Origin of the sequence: Nocardioides daphniae (assembly GCF_004777465.1) — a bacterium.
GTDB classification, from domain to species: Bacteria; Actinomycetota; Actinomycetes; order Propionibacteriales; family Nocardioidaceae; genus Nocardioides; species Nocardioides daphniae.
Map to the genome: position 1 here is coordinate 1 of NZ_CP038462.1, position 17,429 is coordinate 17,429.

General features: G+C 69.4%; 15 protein-coding genes, 2 tRNA genes and 3 pseudogenes. 19 read left to right on the forward strand and 1 reads right to left on the reverse strand.

Going from position 1 to position 17,429, the window contains the following annotated elements:
- Positions 1–84: 84 nt before the first annotated feature.
- The 16 genes and pseudogenes from dnaA to E2C04_RS00075 all read left to right on the forward strand — a co-directional run bounded on the left by dnaA (position 85) and on the right by E2C04_RS00075 (position 15,301).
- A pseudogene (dnaA, locus tag E2C04_RS00005) lies at positions 85–1,574 on the forward strand (chromosomal replication initiator protein DnaA).
- Positions 1,575–2,038: 464 nt separating this feature from the next.
- The gene (gene dnaN / locus E2C04_RS00010; RefSeq protein ID WP_135831026.1) at positions 2,039–3,163 is read left to right on the forward strand and encodes a DNA polymerase III subunit beta; all 1,125 of its coding nucleotides are present in this window, start codon (positions 2,039–2,041) and stop codon (positions 3,161–3,163) included.
- A gap of 38 nt (positions 3,164–3,201) precedes the next feature.
- Positions 3,202–4,197, forward strand: a complete 996-nt coding sequence (gene gnd, locus E2C04_RS00015; protein WP_135831027.1) for a phosphogluconate dehydrogenase (NAD(+)-dependent, decarboxylating) — start codon at positions 3,202–3,204, stop codon at positions 4,195–4,197.
- A 6-nt stretch (positions 4,198–4,203) separates the two neighbouring features.
- Entirely contained in the window at positions 4,204–5,364 is a 1,161-nt protein-coding gene (recF, locus tag E2C04_RS00020; RefSeq protein WP_135831028.1) for a DNA replication/repair protein RecF, read from the forward strand.
- Positions 5,354–5,974 (forward strand): DciA family protein, encoded by a 621-nt coding sequence (locus E2C04_RS00025; RefSeq protein ID WP_135831029.1) that lies wholly within the window; start codon positions 5,354–5,356, stop codon positions 5,972–5,974. The genes recF and E2C04_RS00025 overlap by 11 nt, the downstream gene beginning before the upstream one ends.
- A 298-nt stretch (positions 5,975–6,272) precedes the next feature.
- A complete protein-coding gene (gene gyrB / locus E2C04_RS00030) occupies positions 6,273–8,408 on the forward strand; it encodes a DNA topoisomerase (ATP-hydrolyzing) subunit B (protein WP_170213475.1) in 2,136 nt (711 codons plus the stop codon).
- Between the two features lie 51 nt (positions 8,409–8,459).
- Positions 8,460–11,128: pseudogene (gyrA, locus tag E2C04_RS00035) on the forward strand (DNA gyrase subunit A).
- On the forward strand, positions 11,128–11,649 hold the full coding sequence (locus tag E2C04_RS00040) for a DUF3566 domain-containing protein (protein ID WP_135831030.1): 522 nt from the start codon (positions 11,128–11,130) through the stop codon (positions 11,647–11,649). The pseudogene gyrA and the gene E2C04_RS00040 overlap by 1 nt, the downstream one beginning before the upstream one ends.
- An 87-nt stretch (positions 11,650–11,736) precedes the next feature.
- Positions 11,737–11,813 (forward strand) — tRNA-Ile (locus E2C04_RS00045).
- A gap of 32 nt (positions 11,814–11,845) precedes the next feature.
- A complete protein-coding gene (locus E2C04_RS18920) occupies positions 11,846–11,971 on the forward strand; it encodes a DLW-39 family protein (protein ID WP_229721394.1) in 126 nt (41 codons plus the stop codon).
- A gap of 22 nt (positions 11,972–11,993) precedes the next feature.
- A tRNA-Ala gene (locus E2C04_RS00050) sits at positions 11,994–12,066 on the forward strand.
- Positions 12,067–12,168: 102 nt separating this feature from the next.
- Positions 12,169–12,606, forward strand: coding sequence for a hypothetical protein (locus E2C04_RS00055; RefSeq protein ID WP_145965121.1), 438 nt, complete (start codon positions 12,169–12,171; stop codon positions 12,604–12,606).
- A gap of 98 nt (positions 12,607–12,704) precedes the next feature.
- Complete coding sequence (locus tag E2C04_RS00060) at positions 12,705–13,253, forward strand: hypothetical protein (protein ID WP_135831032.1); 549 nt, start codon at positions 12,705–12,707, stop codon at positions 13,251–13,253.
- Positions 13,254–13,263: 10 nt separating this feature from the next.
- Positions 13,264–14,046, forward strand: a complete 783-nt coding sequence (locus tag E2C04_RS00065) for an SURF1 family protein (protein WP_135831033.1) — start codon at positions 13,264–13,266, stop codon at positions 14,044–14,046.
- Between the two features lie 119 nt (positions 14,047–14,165).
- Positions 14,166–14,477 (forward strand): DUF3817 domain-containing protein, encoded by a 312-nt coding sequence (locus E2C04_RS00070; protein ID WP_135831034.1) that lies wholly within the window; start codon positions 14,166–14,168, stop codon positions 14,475–14,477.
- Positions 14,474–15,301 carry a patatin-like phospholipase family protein gene (locus E2C04_RS00075; protein WP_135831035.1) on the forward strand — a complete coding sequence of 276 codons (828 nt, stop codon included), beginning with the start codon at positions 14,474–14,476 and terminating at the stop codon, positions 15,299–15,301. The genes E2C04_RS00070 and E2C04_RS00075 overlap by 4 nt, the downstream gene beginning before the upstream one ends.
- Positions 15,302–15,392: 91 nt before the next feature.
- Here E2C04_RS00075 and E2C04_RS00080 read toward each other — a convergent pair whose 3' ends face one another.
- Entirely contained in the window at positions 15,393–16,058 is a 666-nt protein-coding gene (locus E2C04_RS00080; RefSeq protein WP_135831036.1) for a hypothetical protein, read from the reverse strand.
- A 140-nt stretch (positions 16,059–16,198) separates the two neighbouring features.
- On the opposite strand from E2C04_RS00080, the gene E2C04_RS00085 reads away from it, so the two are divergent.
- The 3 genes and pseudogenes from E2C04_RS00085 to E2C04_RS21715 form a co-directional block, all read left to right on the forward strand.
- The gene (locus E2C04_RS00085) at positions 16,199–16,711 is read left to right on the forward strand and encodes a peptidylprolyl isomerase (RefSeq protein ID WP_135831037.1); all 513 of its coding nucleotides are present in this window, start codon (positions 16,199–16,201) and stop codon (positions 16,709–16,711) included.
- Between the two features lie 37 nt (positions 16,712–16,748).
- Positions 16,749–17,087: a B-box zinc finger protein gene (locus E2C04_RS18170; RefSeq protein ID WP_135831038.1), complete on the forward strand. Its 339-nt coding sequence runs from the start codon at positions 16,749–16,751 to the stop codon at positions 17,085–17,087.
- 42 nt (positions 17,088–17,129) lie between these two features.
- Positions 17,130–17,426 (forward strand): annotated as a pseudogene (locus E2C04_RS21715) (rhomboid family intramembrane serine protease); the annotation flags it as partial.
- Between the last annotated feature and the right edge of the window lie 3 nt (positions 17,427–17,429).

Consider the following 17,429-nt stretch of genomic DNA (forward strand, 5'->3'; position numbering starts at 1 on the left):
ACAACCTGTGGATAAAGTTGTGGAAGTCAGTCAGCCAACCGTGACGTCCACGCTTCGGCACCAGCTCAGTGGGGGGATGAAGAAGTGGAGAACGACCCGGTGGACCTGAACACCGTGTGGAGGAGCGTCGTCGAGGCCCTCCAGCCCAACCAGCGGGCCTGGCTGAGGGCCAGTGAACCGGTCACCCTCCACGAGAACACCGCGATCATCGCGGTGCCCAACGACTTCACGCGTGGGCAGCTCGAGGGCCGCCTGCGGGCCCAGCTGGAGGAGACCCTGACCGAGCGCTTCGGTCGCGAGATCCGCATCGCGGTGACCGTCAACCCGGCGCTCGAGGAGGAGTCGGCCCCGCTGCCGACGATCGAGGAGTCGACGCACTTCGCCGACCCCGCCCCGGAGACGTTCGCCGGACCGCGTACGAGTGAGCCCGCCGCCGGTGAGCCGGTCTGGATGCCCTCGCACAACGTCGTCGAGCTGCCCCCGACCCCGGCGTACGACGAGCGCGAGCGCTACGCACCTGCCGGTGCGGCCTCGTCGCTCGAGACGCGGCTCAACCCCAAGTACACCTTCGAGACCTTCGTCATCGGCTCGTCCAACCGCTTCCCGCACGCGGCGGCCGTCGCGGTCGCCGAGGCGCCGGGCAAGGCGTACAACCCGCTCCTCGTCTACGGCGAGTCCGGCCTGGGCAAGACCCACCTGCTGCACGCGATCGGCCACTACGTGCGCTCGCTCTACTCGGGCGCCAAGGTGCGGTACGTCTCGTCGGAGGAGTTCACGAACGAGTTCATCAACGCGATCCGTGACGACCGCCAGGACCGCTTCAAGCGCAAGTACCGCGACGTCGACGTCCTGCTGATCGACGACATCCAGTTCCTCGAGGGCAAGACGCAGACGCAGGAGAGTTCTTCCACACCTTCAACACGCTGCACAACGCCAACAAGCAGATCGTGCTGACCTCCGACCGCCCGCCCAAGCTGCTCGAGGCGCTCGAGGACCGGCTCCGCAACCGCTTCGAGTGGGGGCTCATCACCGACGTCCAGGCGCCCGACCTCGAGACCCGCATCGCGATCCTGCGCAAGAAGGCCGCCATGGACCGGCTCACCGCGCCGCCGGACGTGCTGGAGTTCATCGCCTCGAAGATCCAGACCAACATCCGTGAGCTCGAGGGTGCGCTGATCCGTGTCACGGCCTTCGCCAACCTCAACCGCCAGGAGGTCGACATGACCCTGGCCGAGATCGTCCTCAAGGACCTGATCCCCGAGGGCGGCGAGCCGGAGATCACCTCTCCGCTGATCATCGCGCAGACCGCTGCCTACTTCGGTGTCTCGATCGACGACCTGTGCGGCCCGAGCCGCGGTCGCCACCTGGTCATGGCCCGTCAGATCTCGATGTACCTGTGCCGCGAGCTGACCTCGATGTCCCTGCCCCAGATCGGCAAGGAGTTCGGCCGCGACCACACCACGGTCATGTACGCCGACCGCAAGATCAACCAGCTCCTCGCCGAGCGCCGCGCGGTCTTCAACCAGGTCTCCGAGCTCACCAACCGCATCAAGATGCAGGCCCGCAGCAGCTGAGCAGCTGCCCACAGCCCCCTCCGCAGCACCACCGCGCAGCCCGCCCCCGGTCCTCGACGCCCGTCGAACGACACGGTCGGCGGGCTGTGAAATTTCTTGTGGTTCAAGCCCGTGATTCATCCACAGACCTGTGCACCACCAGGGGCCGGCACGGAGGAACTGCGCTCCGTCCACATGGGCCCTAGAGAGTGCCGGTCGTCCTCCACACTCCATGCACGGGGTGATCTCCGGGCTGACCTGCAGGAACGAGAGTTCTCCACAGTTTCAACAGGCCCTACGACAACAACTCATCTATCCATTGACTCGACCCAGTGAAAAACCACTCGGCCCACGATCTGGGGACAACGCCGAGAAGTGGTGCGTAACTACATGGATGTCATTCTGACCATTGCGACAACTGTCGCCACCGCATGGCAGGATTCCTGTCCAGTCACCGCGAACTACAAGATCCGGAGGAACGAAGAGTGAAGTTCCGCGTCGAACGCGACGTCTTCGCCGACGCCGTCGCGTGGGCTGCCCGCAGCCTGCCCGTGCGTCCCAGTGCTCCTGTCCTCGCACGCCTTCTCGTGGAGGCGAGCGAAGCAGGCCTGGTCCTCTCCGCGTTCGACTACGAGACCTCCGCCCGCGCCGAGCTCCGTGCCGACGTCAGCGCCGAGGGGCGTGTCCTGGTCAGCGGTCGCCTGCTGGCCGACATCTGCCGCAGCCTGCCCAACAAGCCGATCGACTTCGAGCTCAACGGCCCCAAGCTCGAGCTCAAGTGCGGTGCCGGTCGCTTCAGCCTCCAGACGATGCCCGTCGAGGAGTACCCCTCGCTCCCGACCGTCCCGCCGGCCAGCGGCGTGGTCGCCGGTGACGAGTTCGCCAGCGCGGTCTCCCAGGCCGTGACCGCCGCAGGCCGCGACGACATGCTGCCGGTCCTCACCGGTGTCCGGATCGAGATCGAGGGCGACCGCATGTCGCTGCTCGCCACCGACCGCTTCCGCCTCTCCCACCGTGAGCTGACCTGGCGCCCGGCCGCCACCGACGCCTCGCTGGCCGCCCTGGTCCCGGCCAAGGTGCTCAGCGACACCGCCAAGACGCTCAGCGGCGACGTGACGATCTCCATCTCCGCCTCGGGCGGCGAGGGCATCATCGGCTTCGAGGGCAACACCCCCGACGGCGTACGACGCACCACCACGCGCCTGCTCGACGGCGACTTCCCCAAGGTCCGCAGCCTCTTCCCGTCGGAGCACCTCACGGTCGCCACCGTCGACAAGGCCGAGCTGATCGACACCGTCAAGCGCGTCGCGCTGGTGGCCGAGCGCAACACGGCCGTCCAGATGAAGTTCGCCGACGGCGAGATCGTCCTCGACTCGCAGTCGGGTGACGAGGCCCAGGCGACCGAGGCGGTCAGCGCCGACATCAACGGTGACGAGATCGTCACGGGCTTCAACCCGACGTACCTGCTCGACGGCCTGAGCGCCATCAACGGCGAGAAGATCGACCTGGCCTTCACCCAGGCCACCAAGCCGGTGGTCATCTCGGCCACGGACGGCGGCGGGGAGAGCACCTTCCGCTACCTGCTGATGCCGAGGCGCCTGCTCTCCTGACCTGCACGCCCCACCTGCCACCCCCACGGAGGAACCTCATGGATCTCGGACTCGTCGGACTCGGCAAGATGGGCGGCAACATGCGCGAGCGCCTGCGCCGCGGTGGCCACACGGTCGTCGGGTTCGACCGCAACCCTGACGTCAGCGACGTCTCCAGCCTCGCCGAGCTGGTCGAGGCACTCCCCTCGCCCAAGGTCGTGTGGGTGATGGTGCCGGCCGGCGACGCCACCCGCGCCACCGTCCAGGAGCTCGCCGAGCTGCTCGGCCCCGGCGACGTCGTCGTCGACGGCGGCAACTCGCGCTGGACCGACGACCAGATCCACGCCGCCTTCCTCGCCGAGAAGCAGATCGGCTACGTCGACTGCGGCGTCTCCGGCGGCGTCTGGGGCCTGGAGAACGGCTACGCCCTGATGTACGGCGGCGAGGCCGCCGACGTCGAGAAGGTCCAGCCGGTCTTCGACACCCTCAAGCCCGAGGGCGACTTCGGCGCCGTCCACGCCGGCAAGGTCGGCGCCGGCCACTTCTCGAAGATGGTCCACAACGGCATCGAGTACGCGATCATGCAGTCGTACGCCGAGGGCTGGGAGCTGCTCGAGAAGGTCGACATGGTCGACAACGTCACCGAGGTCTTCCGCTCCTGGCGTGAGGGCACGGTGATCCGCTCCTGGCTGCTCGACCTGATGGTCAACGCGCTCGACGACGACCCGGGCCTGGAGTCGATCCGCGGCTACGCCGAGGACTCCGGCGAGGGCCGGTGGACCGTCGAGGCCGCGATCGACAACGCCGTCCCGGTCCCGGCGATCACGGCGGCCCTCTTCGCCCGCTTCGTCTCGCGCCAGGACGACTCCCCCGCGATGAAGGCGATCGCGGCGATGCGCAACCAGTTCGGTGGCCACGCCGTGCACACCCCGCCCCCGGCCGGCGGCGACGTCGCCGGTGACGGTGGTGCCTCGCAGACCGAGGCAGCGAAGCAGGCCGGCGCCGGTCAGGCCAACGGCGCCAGCGGCGCCGGCCCCACCACCGGGGAGAGCTAGGCCGCGTTGCACGTCCAGCACCTCCTGCTCCACAACTTCCGGTCGTACGAGGACGTCGACGTGCGCCTGGAGCCGGGCGTCACCGCCTTCATCGGCCGCAACGGGCAGGGCAAGACCAACCTCGTCGAGGCGGTCGACTACCTCTCCCGGCTGGGCTCCCACCGGGTCGCCACCGACGCCCCGCTGATCAAGGCGGGTGCCGAGCAGGCGCTGGTGCGTGCCGTGGTGGTCAAGGACGGACGCGCCGCGACGCTGGAGGTGGAGCTCAACCCGGGCCGGGCCAACCGGGCGCGGATCAACCGCTCCGCGCTCCCCCGGCCCCGCGACCTGCTCGGGCTGGTGCGCACGGTGGTCTTCTCCCCCGAGGACCTGACCCTGGTCAAGGGTGACCCCAGCGACCGTCGACGCTTCCTCGACGACCTGCTGGTGCTGCGTACGCCGCGGCTCGCCGGGGTCCGCTCCGACTTCGACCGCGTGCTCAAGCAGCGCAACTCGCTGCTGAAGTCGGCCGGCGCCGCACGACGCGGCGGCAGCGCCTCGGAGTCGGCGATGTCGACGCTCGCGGTCTGGGACTCCCACCTGGTCGAGCTCGGCACCGAGATCCTGCTGCACCGGATGGAGCTGGTCGACGGGCTCGCACCCTACGTCGGCAAGGCGTACGAGGCGGTGGCCCGCGGTGCGTCGCGCGACGACGCCCAGGTCGAGTACAAGTGTTCCTTCGAGCTGACCGGGGGCCCCGGCGAGCGCCCCGACCGGGAGACCGTGAGCCAGGTCTTCGCCCTCGAGCTGGAGGCGCGACGCCGCGACGAGCTCGACCGCGGCATCACCCTGGTCGGTCCGCACCGCGACGACCTCCTGCTCACCCTCGGCAACGACGAGCTGCGCCTGCCGGTGAAGGGGTACGCCTCGCACGGCGAGTCCTGGTCGTTCGCGCTGGCGCTGAAGATCGCTGCGTACGACCTGTTGCGCTCGGAGGGCGACGACCCGATCCTGATCCTGGACGACGTCTTCGCCGAGCTCGACTCCGGTCGCCGCCAGCAGCTCGCCGAGCTGGTGGCCGGTGCCGAGCAGGTGATGATCACCGCGGCGGTGGCCGAGGACGTGCCGGAGTCGCTGGCGGGCGTGCGGTTCAGCGTCGCGGAAGGGGAGGTGACCCGTGTCGACTGACGAGCCGCTGGAGGGCGTCGCATCCTCCCCCGCGCCGACCGACTCCCCTGCTGACTCCCCCGCCGACCCCCCTCCCGAGGAAGCCTCGACGGCCGACTCCCCCGCTGCCGACGGCCTCGACCTGGCCCTCGCGGCCGCTCGCGCGGCCAGCCGCGCCCCCGGCGCCCCGGCCAAGAAGCAGCGCCGCGGCGGCGACGGGACCTTCGCCGCCCGCCGCCGGGGCCGCAGCCGCTTCTCCGGCGCGCACCCCGACGACCGCGACCCACAGCCGCTGGGGTCCACGCTCGACCGCCTGGTCGCCAACCGGGGCTGGGACACCGACCTCAAGGTGCAGGGCGTGTTCGGACAGTGGGCGAGCCTCGTCGGCACGGAGGTCGCCGACCACTGCACGCCCGAGACGCTCACCGACGGCAAGCTCGTCGTACGCACCGACTCGACGGCGTGGGCGACCCAGCTGCGCCTCCTCGCCCCCACCCTCGTACGCCGGCTCAACCAGGAGCTGGGCCACGGCACCGTGCTGGTGATCGAGGTGCTGGGCCCGCACGGCCCGAGCTGGAAGAAGGGGCCCCGCTCCTCGGGTGGTCGCGGGCCCCGCGACACCTACGGCTGAGACCGATCGTCCGAACGACGCTGATCGCCTCTCTGCCGATCTGGGAGCCCCCGGACCATGTGGGGAGTCATTCCACCCCCTGTTCGTCGCGCAGATCAGCGATTGCAGGGCGCCTGAGAGGGTTCTCGACGCATTCGTGGGCGTCCACCGAGGGTTGATCTGTGGTTTTGTCGCCCGGAACCGCTAAACTGGTTGACGGGTCGCCCGCCTGCCCCGCGTACGCGTGTGGGCACCGGCCAGAGGCGGCCCTTGCACGTGTGTCGACTCCGACACCCGGACGAGTGGAAAAGGACCTGCGTTGAGCGCTGAGACCCCGGCCGAAGAAGTTCCCACGACCGAGGAGACCGCCCCCGCGGCCCAGGGCTCTGGGGACACGTCTGGTGACACGAAGGTGAGCGGCGACTACGACGCCTCCGCCATCCAGGTGCTCGAAGGCCTCGAGGCCGTCCGCAAGCGGCCCGGCATGTACATCGGCTCGACCGGTGTCCGCGGCCTGCACCACCTCATCTGGGAGATCGTCGACAACTCCGTCGACGAGGCGCTCGCCGGTCACTGCGACCGGATCGTGATGACGCTCAACCCCGACCGCTCCGTCACGGTGACCGACAACGGTCGCGGCATCCCGACCGGCACCGCGCCCGGCCAGGAGCTGCCCGCGGTCACGCTCGCCCTCACCGTCCTGCACGCCGGCGGCAAGTTCGGTGGTGGCGGCTACAAGGTCTCCGGTGGTCTGCACGGCGTCGGCGTCTCGGTCGTCAACGCGCTCTCCAGCAACCTCGTCGTCGAGGTGAAGAACCGCGGCCACCTGTGGCGCCAGTCGTTCACCGTCGGCGTCCCCGACGGCGAGCTCGAGCAGGTCCGCCCCCTCGAGGACGGCGAGGAGACCGGCACGTCGGTGACCTGGTGGGCCTCGGAGGACATCTTCGAGACCACCGACTACGACCTCGAGACCATCACCACCCGCATCCGCGAGATGGCCTTCCTCAACCGAGGGCTCGAGATCGTGGTGCGTGACCACCGCGAGAGCGCCGCCGAGCTGGCCGAGGTGATCGAGGACAACACCACCGAGGCCGACCGGGCCAAGGACGCGATCCACCGCGACGAGGTCGGCATCGAGCAGGTCTTCAAGTACGAGCGCGGCCTGGTCGACTACGTGGAATACCTCAACCGCCGCAAGGACAAGGCCAACGCCACCGTCATCGCCTTCGAGGCCGACTCGGCCGAGTTCGGCGCCAAGGGCGACGACCGGCACATGAGCCTCGAGGTCGCGATGCAGTGGAACTCATCCTTCGCGGAGTCGGTCCACACCTTCGCCAACACGATCAACACCCACGAGGGCGGCACCCACGAGGAGGGCTTCCGTGCAGCCCTCACCTCCCTGGTCAACAACTGGGGCGAGGAATGGGGCCTGATCAAGAAGAAGGAGGACAGGGTCTCGGGTGACGACATCCGCGAGGGCCTGACCGCCATCATCTCGATCAAGCTCGGCGAGCCGCAGTTCGAGGGCCAGACCAAGACCAAGCTCGGCAACACCGAGGCCAAGGGCTTCACCCAGCGCGTGGTCAACGACCAGCTCGGCGCCTGGCTCGAGCAGAACCCGGCCGAGGGCAAGGAGATCATCCGCAAGGCCCAGGCCGCGGCGTCCGCCCGCATCGCCGCCCGCAAGGCGCGCGACCTGGCCCGCAACCGCAAGGGCCTGCTCGGTGGCGGTGGCCTGCCCGGCAAGCTGGCCGACTGCCAGTCGACCAACGCGGCCGAGTGCGAGGTCTTCATCGTCGAGGGTGACTCCGCAGGCGGCTCCGCCAAGTCGGGGCGCGACCCCCGCATCCAGGCGATCCTGCCGATCCGCGGCAAGATCCTCAACGTCGAGAAGGCGCGCATCGACAAGGTCCTGGGCAATCAGGAGGTCCAGGCGATCATCTCGGCGCTCGGCACCGGCGTGCACGAGGAGTTCGACGTCGAGAAGCTGCGCTACCACAAGGTCGTGCTGATGGCGGACGCCGACGTCGACGGCCACCACATCAACACCCTGCTGCTCACGCTGCTCTTCCGCTTCATGAAGCCGCTCATCGAGCACGGCTACGTCTACATGGCGATGCCGCCGCTCTACCGCCTGCGCTGGAACAAGCCGGCCGAGCACGAGTTCGTCTACTCCGACGCCGAGCGTGACGCGCTCATGCGCGAGGGCCTGGAGAACGGCAAGAAGCTCCCCAAGGACAACCCCGTCCAGCGCTACAAGGGTCTCGGTGAGATGAACGCCGACGAGCTGTGGGAGACCACGATGGACCCCGACCAGCGCCTCCTCCAGAAGGTGACCCTGGACGACGCCGCCCGCGCCGACGAGATCTTCTCGATCCTCATGGGTGAGGACGTCGAGCAGCGACGGGCCTTCATCCAGCGCAACGCCAAGGACGTCCGATTCCTCGATATCTAGTTTTCTATCCCAGAACCTAGACATCGATAGAACGAATCAGAGAGAGCAATCGTGACTGAGACCCCGAACGGCGACAACGTCTACTCGCAGGACGCCATCGGCGGCAACCGCATCATGGAGGTCGACCTCCAGGAGTCGATGAAGGCCTCCTACATCGACTACGCGATGGCCGTCATCGTCGGCCGCGCGCTGCCCGACGTACGCGACGGTCTCAAGCCCGTCCACCGCCGCGTCCTCTACGCCATGTACGACGGCGGCTACCGCCCCGACCGCGGCTTCTCGAAGTGCTCGCGCGTCGTCGGTGACGTGATGGGTCAGTACCACCCGCACGGCGACACCGCGATCTACGACACCCTCGTACGCCTCGCGCAGCCGTGGGTGATGCGCGCGCCGCTGATCCACGGCCAGGGCAACTTCGGGTCGCCGGGCAACGACCCCGCGGCCGCCATGCGTTACACCGAGTGCCGGATGGCGCCGCTGGCGCTGGAGATGGTCCGGGACATCGACAAGGACACCGTCAACTTCCAGCCCAACTACGACGGTCGCTCCTCGGAGCCGACGATCCTGCCGGCCCGCTTCCCCAACTGTTGGTCAACGGCTCCGCCGGCATCGCGGTCGGCATGGCCACCAACATCCCGCCGCACAACCTGCGCGAGGTCGCCGAGGGCGCCGTGTGGGCGCTCGAGCACCCCGACGCCAGCCGCGAGGAGCTGCAGGACGCGCTCGTCGAGCGGATCAAGGGCCCCGACTTCCCCAACGCGGCGATGATCGTCGGACGCAACGGCATCGAGCAGGCCTACCGCACCGGCCGCGGCTCCATCCAGCAGCGTGCCGTCGTCGAGATCGACGAGGACGCCAAGGGCCGTACCTGCCTGGTCATCACCGAGCTGCCCTACATGGTCAACCCGGACAACCTGGCCCTGAAGATCGCTGAGCTCGCCGACTCCGGTCGCGTGCAGGGCATCTCCGACGTGCGTGACGACACCTCCTCGCGCACCGGTCAGCGTCTGGTCGTCGTGCTCAAGCGTGACGCCGTCGCCCGCGTCGTGCTCAACAACCTCTTCAAGCACACCGAGCTGCAGACCAACTTCTCGGCCAACATGCTGGCCCTGGTCGACGGCGTGCCGCGCACGCTCACGATCGACCAGTTCATCTCCAACTGGGTCACCCACCAGATCGAGGTCATCGTCCGGAGGACGAAGTTCCTGCTGGTCGCCGCCGAGGAGCGCGCGCACATCTACCGCGGCCTGGTGAAGGCCCTCGACATGCTCGACGAGGTCATCGCGCTCATCCGTCGCTCCCCCGAGGTCGACGACGCCCGCCGCGGCCTGATCGAGCTGCTCGACATCGACGAGGTCCAGGCCGAGGCCATCCTCACCATGCAGCTGCGTCGCCTGGCGGCGCTCGAGCGCCAGAAGATCATCGACGAGCTCGCCAAGATCGAGCTCGAGATCGCCGACCTGCTCGACATCCTCGCCGACGAGGCGCGTCAGCGCCGGATCATCGTCGAGGAGCTCACCGAGATCGTCGACAAGTTCGGTGAGGACCGTCGTACGCAGATCATCGCCGCCGACGGCGACCTCTCGATGGAGGACCTGATCCCCGACGAAGAACTCGTCGTCTCCATCACCCGCGGTGGCTACGCCAAGCGCACCCGCGCCGACCAGTACCGGACCCAGAAGCGCGGCGGCAAGGGCGTACGCGGTGCCTCGTTGCGCGGCGACGACGTCGTCGAGCACTTCATCGCGACGACCAACCACCACTGGTTGCTCTTCTTCACCTCGGCCGGTCGCGTCTACCGCACGAAGGCCTACAACCTGCCCGAGGCCGGCCGCGACGCCAAGGGCGGCCACGTCGCCGGCCTGCTGTCGTTCCAGCCGGACGAGAAGATCGCCCAGGTTCTGGCCATCCGCGACTACGAGCAGGCGCCCTACCTGGTGCTCGCCACCCGTCAGGGCCTGGTCAAGAAGACCCGCCTGGGCGACTACAACAGCCCGCGCCAGGCCGGCGTCATCGCGATCAACTTCCGCCACGACGACGACGAGCTGATCGGCGCCGAGCTGGTGCACCCCGACGACCACATCCTGCTGGTCTCCCGCAAGGGCCAGTCGGTGCGCTTCGAGGCCTCCGACGACCAGCTGCGGCCGATGGGTCGCGCGACCGGAGGTGTCACGGGCATGAAGTTCCGCGACGGCGACGCACTGCTGTCGATGTCGGTGATCCGAGCCAGCCAGGTGGCGGCGGAGGTCGTCGACGGCGAGGTCGTGCCGGGTGAGCCCACGCAGGCCGAGGTCGAGGGCGAGCAGGTCGAGGAGCTGCACGAGCAGTTCGTCTTCACGATCACCGACGGCGGCTTCGCCAAGCGCACCCCGATCCCCGAGTACCGCGTGCAGTCGCGTGGCGGCATCGGCATCAAGGCGATGAAGCTGGCCGACGAGGCGCGCGGCGTCCTGGTCGGTGCGTTCATCGTCGAGGAGGGCGACGAGGTCCTCTCGATCACCGAGGGTGGACAGGTCGTACGCAGCCCCATCGACGAGAACTTCCGGCCCACCGGGCGCTCCACGATGGGCGTGAAGTTCGTCTCCCCGAAGAAGGGGGACTCGGTGGCCGTGGTTGCCCGCTCGGTCGAGGCTCGCGATGATGCTGCGGACGAAGAGGCCCCTGACGAGGCAGACGCCGAGGCCGGGGCCGTCACCGAGACGACTGAGGATGATTCCTGATGGCCAAGAGCAACGGATCCACCTCCGCCGAGGACACCGCGGTCAGCCCCGGGTTCTCGACGCGGGTGAAGGAGACGCTGGCCAGGGCGAGTCGTGAGCACAGCGACACCGCCGCCATGGCGCCGACGACGCAGGCCGGCAAGCCTGCGCGTCGGGCCCGGCTGCGACTGACCCGCATCGACCCGATGTCGGTCATGAAGACGTCGTTCCTGCTGTCGGTCGCCTTCGGCGTGGTCACCTTCGTGGCCGTGCTGATCGTGTGGACGATCCTGGGCGCCGCCGGCCTGTGGGACGCGGTCAACGACACGGTCGCCACCGTCATCACCAGCGGTGACCAGGCCAGCACCTTCGACATCCGTGACTACGTCGGGATGGGTCGCGTCCTCGGCTTCACCCTGGTCGTCGCGGTCATCGACGTCATCCTGCTGACCGCGATCGCGACCCTGGGCGCGTTCCTCTACAACATGGCGGCAGCCCTGCTGGGCGGCATCGAGCTGACCCTCTCGGAGGACTCCCACTGACCCGTTTTGTCGTGAGGGTGAGGCGTCGGGTAACGTTTCCCCTCGGTTGTCACCTCGGTGGCAGCCTCGCTCGGTCTGACCGAGGGAGGGCCTATAGCTCAGACGGTTAGAGCGCTTCCCTGATAAGGAAGAGGTCACAGGTTCAAGTCCTGTTAGGCCCACCAGTTCTTGCACACACTGCCGGACAGGGGACGAGATGAAGAAGATCCTTCTGCTGGTCCTCGCCGCCGTAGCGGCTCTCTTCGCCAAGAAGAAGCTCGACCAGGGCAAGGCCGAACAGGCGCTCTGGGCGGAGGCGACCGACACCGTGGGCAAGGCCTGACCGACTCCTTCCGGAGTCATCCGGGGCCTTGGCGCAATTGGTAGCGCATCTGCTTTGCAAGCAGAGGGTTGGGGGTTCGAGTCCCCCAGGCTCCACTGAACAGGCTCGGAGGCTTCCCTCCGGGCCTGCTCTTCATGTGGCCGGCCGTTCGGGCTCTTCGCCGGCGGTGAGCACCGGCGTACGCCATCATGGCGCGCATGATGACCACCGCGCCGGCCGGCACCTCGTACAGCGTCACGCGGCGCTGGCTCCCGTGGCGGCGCAAGGCCAAGGACCTCGACATGACCGGAGACTTCCCCGGCGGTGACTTCGGCGGGGCCGACGACCTCCTGGGCGTCGTGCTCGTCGTCGTGCTGGTGCTCCTGCTGCTGCCGATCCTCGCGTTCGCACTGGTCGTTGCCCTCGAGGTGATGCTGCTCCTGCTGCTGCTCCCCTTCTACGTGGTCGCGCGCATGGTCCTCGGCGTCCACTGGGAGATCGAGGTCCGACTGCGCACGGGGCTCATCTGGCCGGTCGTGCACACCGAGAAGGTCCCCGGCTGGGGTGAGTCGGGGCTGCGGATCAACGAGCTGGCCACGGAGATCCGCGACGGCCGGGTCGTCATGCCGGCCACGGTCGAGGAACTGCGGAGTTGATGCGCGGACGCGCCGCCTGAGGCGCGTCTTCTCCACAGTTGCCGAGGGAACCCGCAGCCGCCCGGCGGCGTCCCATCTCCAGACCTCAGGAGGCTCCCGTGCTCTTACGCCTGCCGGCCGCGCTCGCGGCCCTCGCCCTGCTCCCCGCGCTTGCGCTGGCGGCCGCCGCGCCCGCGTCTGCGTCCTGCGCCGAGGCGGAGTCTCCGCCCGAGTCGAGGCCGATCATCTTCTCCGGCACCGCCGTGGAGAACCGCACCGGCTACACCCGCTTCGAGGTCGACCGGGTCTGGGCGGGCCCCGACCTGGCCGACGAGGTGTGGGTGCAGGGCGGCCAGGACCAGGCGTGGTGGCCGCTCAACCTCGTCCAGCAGGTCGAGAGCAGCGTCGACACCGACTTCGTCGTCGGCGAGGAGTACGTCGTCGGCGCCGGCGACGACTTCAGCACCAACCTCTGCTCCGTCACCGAGGCCGCCGGGCACGAGCCGCCGGCCGACGCGCGTACGCCCGTAGACGACGGAGCGCGAGGGGCCGACGTACCGCTGAGCCCGCTCGCCCAGACCGCGGTCGCCGGAGGCGTCGTCGCCGCCCTCGTGACCGGGGTCATGCTGCTGCTGAGGTGGCGCCGGCGCCACCCACGCCCCGCCTAGACTCGGGGACGTGCCCGCCCCCGTCCTGCTCCGCCCTGTGGCGATCGGGGCACACCTCTTCGCCCTCTTCTGCGTCGGCGTCGCGGTGACGCTCGGCTTCTGGCAGGTCGGCTCCTGGCAGTCGCAGCGCGACGAGGGCACCACCGACCGCTCCACGCAGGAGCCGGTCCCGCTCGACGAGGCACTCGGGCCCGACGACCCGTTCCCGCAGGCCGCCGTCTCGCTCCCGGTCACCGCGAGCGGCACCTGGCTGGGCGACTCGACCCTGTACGTCGAGGGGCGCGACCGCGGCGACGCCAGCGGCTACTGGGTGCTGACGCCGCTGGCCGTCGGGGACGCCACCGACGCGGCGACCGCTCCGGCCCTGCTGGTGGTCCGGGGCTGGGTCGCCTCCATCGACCCGCGGCCCCCGGTCCCGACCGGCACCGCCGAGGTCACCGCCTGGCTGCAGCCGCCCGAGGGCACGGCCGGCGTGACCGACTCCGACCGCTCCGACGACGTCATCCCTCAGGTGCGCCTGGCCGACGCGATCCAGCACGTCGACCAGGACCTCTACGGCGGCTTCGCGGTCGTCGACACCGACGCCGACAACACCAACGCCGGCGCCGAGGGCCTCGAGCCCGTCGGGGTGGAGGAGGTGCCGGAGGTCGCGGCCACCACCGGCCTGCGCAACCTGCTTTACGGGCTCGAGTGGTGGATCTTCGCCGGCTTCGCCGCCTTCATCTGGCTGCGCTGGTGCCGTGACGAGGTCGTCAACGCCCGTGAGCCCGACCCGGTTGCCGTCGACGGGTAGCCTCACCGTGTGAAGAAGGCTCTGACTCGTTACCGCGTGATGGCCTACGTGGTGGGCGTGCTGTTGATCGTGCTCTGCCTCATCGGCGTCCCGCTGTCGAACTTCGACGGCTCCCCGATGTGGTCGGTGACAAGATCCCGACCCCGAACTGGTTCGACGAGGGCAGCCGCGCCAACAACATCGGCGAGTTCATCACCAGCATCCTGGGCACCGCCCACGGCTGGCTCTACATGATCTTCCTGGTCTTCGCCTTCTCGCTGGCCCGCAAGGCGAAGTGGACGATGGCCTTCACCCTCGGCATCCTCGCCGCCGGCACCATCCCGGTCGTCTCTTTCTGGGCCGAGCACAAGGCCACGCAGCGCATCAAGCGCGACCACCCGGCCGACTTCGGTGCACGAAGTGCCGACCAGGTGGGACAGTTGCAGTCGTGAAGACTGCGTTCGTGCTGGGGGGCGGCGGCATCCTGGGTGCCGTCGAGGTCGGCATGCTGCGGGCGCTCCTCGAGCGCGGCATCACCCCCGACCTGGTGATCGGCACGAGCATCGGCGCCCTCAACGGCGCCATCGTCGCCCACGAGCCCACCCTGACGGCCGTCGACCGGATGACGACGCTGTGGCGCGGCACCGAGCTGGCCCGAGAGCTCTACGGCGACTCCCCGCTGCGGACGGTCAAGCGTGCGGTCTCCAGCGGCACCCACCTGGCCGACCCCGAGCCGATCCGCCGGCTGCTGCGCGCCGAGCTGGGCGACGCCGACTTCTCCGACCTCGCCGTGGAGTTCCAGGTCTGCGCCTCGAGCATCGAGCGCGCCGCCGAGCACTGGTTCATCGACGGTCCCGTCATCGACGCCGTGCTGGCCAGCGCCGCCGTGCCGGGACTCCTGCCGCCCGCCCGGGTCGGCGACGAGCACTACCTCGACGGCGGCATCGTCAACTCGATCCCGCTGGGTCGCGCCGCGGCGATGGGGGCCACCCGGATCTTCGTGCTCCAGGTCGGGCGCATCGACCGTCCGCTGACCGTGCCGAGCAAGCCGTGGGAGGTCGCCCGCGTCTCCTTCGAGATCGCGCGCCGGCACCGCTTCGTACGCGAGCTCGCCGAGCTGCCGCCCGAGGTCGAGGCGCACGTGCTCCCGGCCGCCGGGACGTCGCCGCGCGACGACTCGCTGCTCGCCTACCGCGACTTCTCGAGCGTCGAGGACAAGATCGAGGCCACCTACCTGGCCTCTCTGCTCCACCTGGAGCGCCTGGGCATCAGCTGACGCGCTGAGCCCGCACACCCAGTACGCAGTCGAGGCGGCACCCCTCCGGTCTCCCGGTGAGGTGCCGCCTCGGCGCGTGTGGAGGCGTACGTCAGACGCGCGGCCCGTCCGTGCCGTCCGCGTCCGGGTTGGTCACCGACGGCGACTCCGGGACGTCGACGACGTCAGCCGGGTTGTCGGGCGTGGTGACCGGGTGCGGGGCCTCGGTGGCGTCGGCGAGCGCCTCCGCGGGGTCAGCACCGGCGGGGTCGTCGGTCGCCGGGGCGGCAGCCGGGGTGGTCGACGCGGCCCGGGCGGGCGGCGGGGTGGGGGTGGCGGGCGTCGCAGCAGGCTGCCACTTGGCGGCCTCCTTCTGTCCGGTCAGCTTCTTGGCCACCACACCGGCGACGGCGGCGAGGCCGCCGAACAGGATGAACTTGCGCAGCTTGCTGCCCTTGGACTTCGGCTCCTTCGGGGTGAGCTCGGCTGCCTTGGCATCGGCGAACTCGTGCGCTGCACCCGCGGCTGCGGCTGCGGCACCGGCCGCCTGTGCGAGCCCGGCAGCGGTCCTGGCTTTGCCCTGCTCCACGAGGGGTGCGGCCTGGGCGAGGCCGGCAGCGGTCTTGGCCTTGCCCTGCTCGATGAGGGGTGCGGCCTGCTTGAGGCCCTCCTGCGCCAGCTCGGCCGCCTGCTCCAGCGCCGCCTCGACCTGCGGCTTCACCTGGTCGGCCACGTCATGTGCCTTCTCGATCAACGACTTCTGCTTGCGCAAACCCATCTCGATCCCTTCCTTCGGTTGGTGCGTCCATCTCACCACGCCACGCAAACGACCACCAGAGGCCACGGCGCGGGCGGGGCTGTCGGCCCTGCGTGGCAGGATCAGGGGGCAAGTTCCCACCACTGATCGAGAGGCGCCCCATGGCTGACCTGCAGGCCACCCTGAAGACCAACAAGGGTGACATTGTCATCAACCTGTTCCCCAACCACGCTCCCGAGACCGTGGACAACTTCGTCGGTCTGGCCGAGGGCACCAAGGAGTACAAGGACGACGCCGGTCGCTCGGGCGTCCCCTACTACGACGGCCTCGGCTTCCACCGCGTCATCGCCGACTTCATGATCCAGGGTGGTTGCCCGCTCGGCACCGGCACCGGAGGCCCCGGGTACACCTTCAAGGACGAGCCGCACCCTGAGCTGGTCTTCGACAAGCCCTACCTGCTCGCCATGGCCAACGCCGGCCCGGGCACCAACGGCTCGCAGTTCTTCATCACGCTGGCCCCGACCACGTGGCTCAACTTCAAGCACACCATCTTCGGTGAGGTCGCCGACCAGGCGTCGCGCGACGTCGTCGACGCCATCGGCTCGGCCCCGACCGGTCGCATGGACCGTCCGACCGAGCCCATGGTCATCGAGAGCGTCGAGATCACCCGCTGATCCAGCGCGCGGACGACGAGACGGCACGAGGAGACCTGTGAACGACCAGTCGGCCCAGCCTCCCGTCGATCCCACGCAGTCCTCGTCCGGGGTGCCGCAGTGCTACCGGCACCCCGGACGGGAGACCTACATCCGGTGCCAGCGCTGCGACCGGCCGATCTGCCCGGAGTGCATGCGCGACGCCGCCGTGGGATTCCAGTGCCCCAGCTGCGTCAGCGAGGGCGCCAAACAGACCCGTAGCGGCCTCACGCCCTTCGGGGGCCGGCGCTCGAGCAATCCCCAGACCACGACCATCGGGCTGATCGCGGTCAACGTGGCGGTCTGGGTCGCCGTCGTGGCCACCGGCGCGCCTCGTCGTGGCTCGCGGAGAAGCTGATGCTGACCCCCGTGGGTCGTTTGCATCAGCGGCGAGCAGGGGTTGTGGTTCCCCAACGCCACCGACTCCGCGCTCTGCTCCCAGGTCCCCGGCGCCACGTGGCACCCCGGCCTCTCCGACGGGGCGCTGTGGCAGGTTCTGACGCACGGCTTCACGCACGTCGACATCTGGCACATCGCGCTCAACGCGCTGGGCCTGTGGATCCTCGGCCCGCCGATCGAGCAGGTTCTCGGACGGTGGCGCTTCCTGGCCGTCTACCTGCTCTCGACGCTGGCGGCCGGGGCCACCGTCTTCGCCTTCGCCGACGAGCAGTCCTCGACCCTGGGTGCCTCGGGTGGCGTC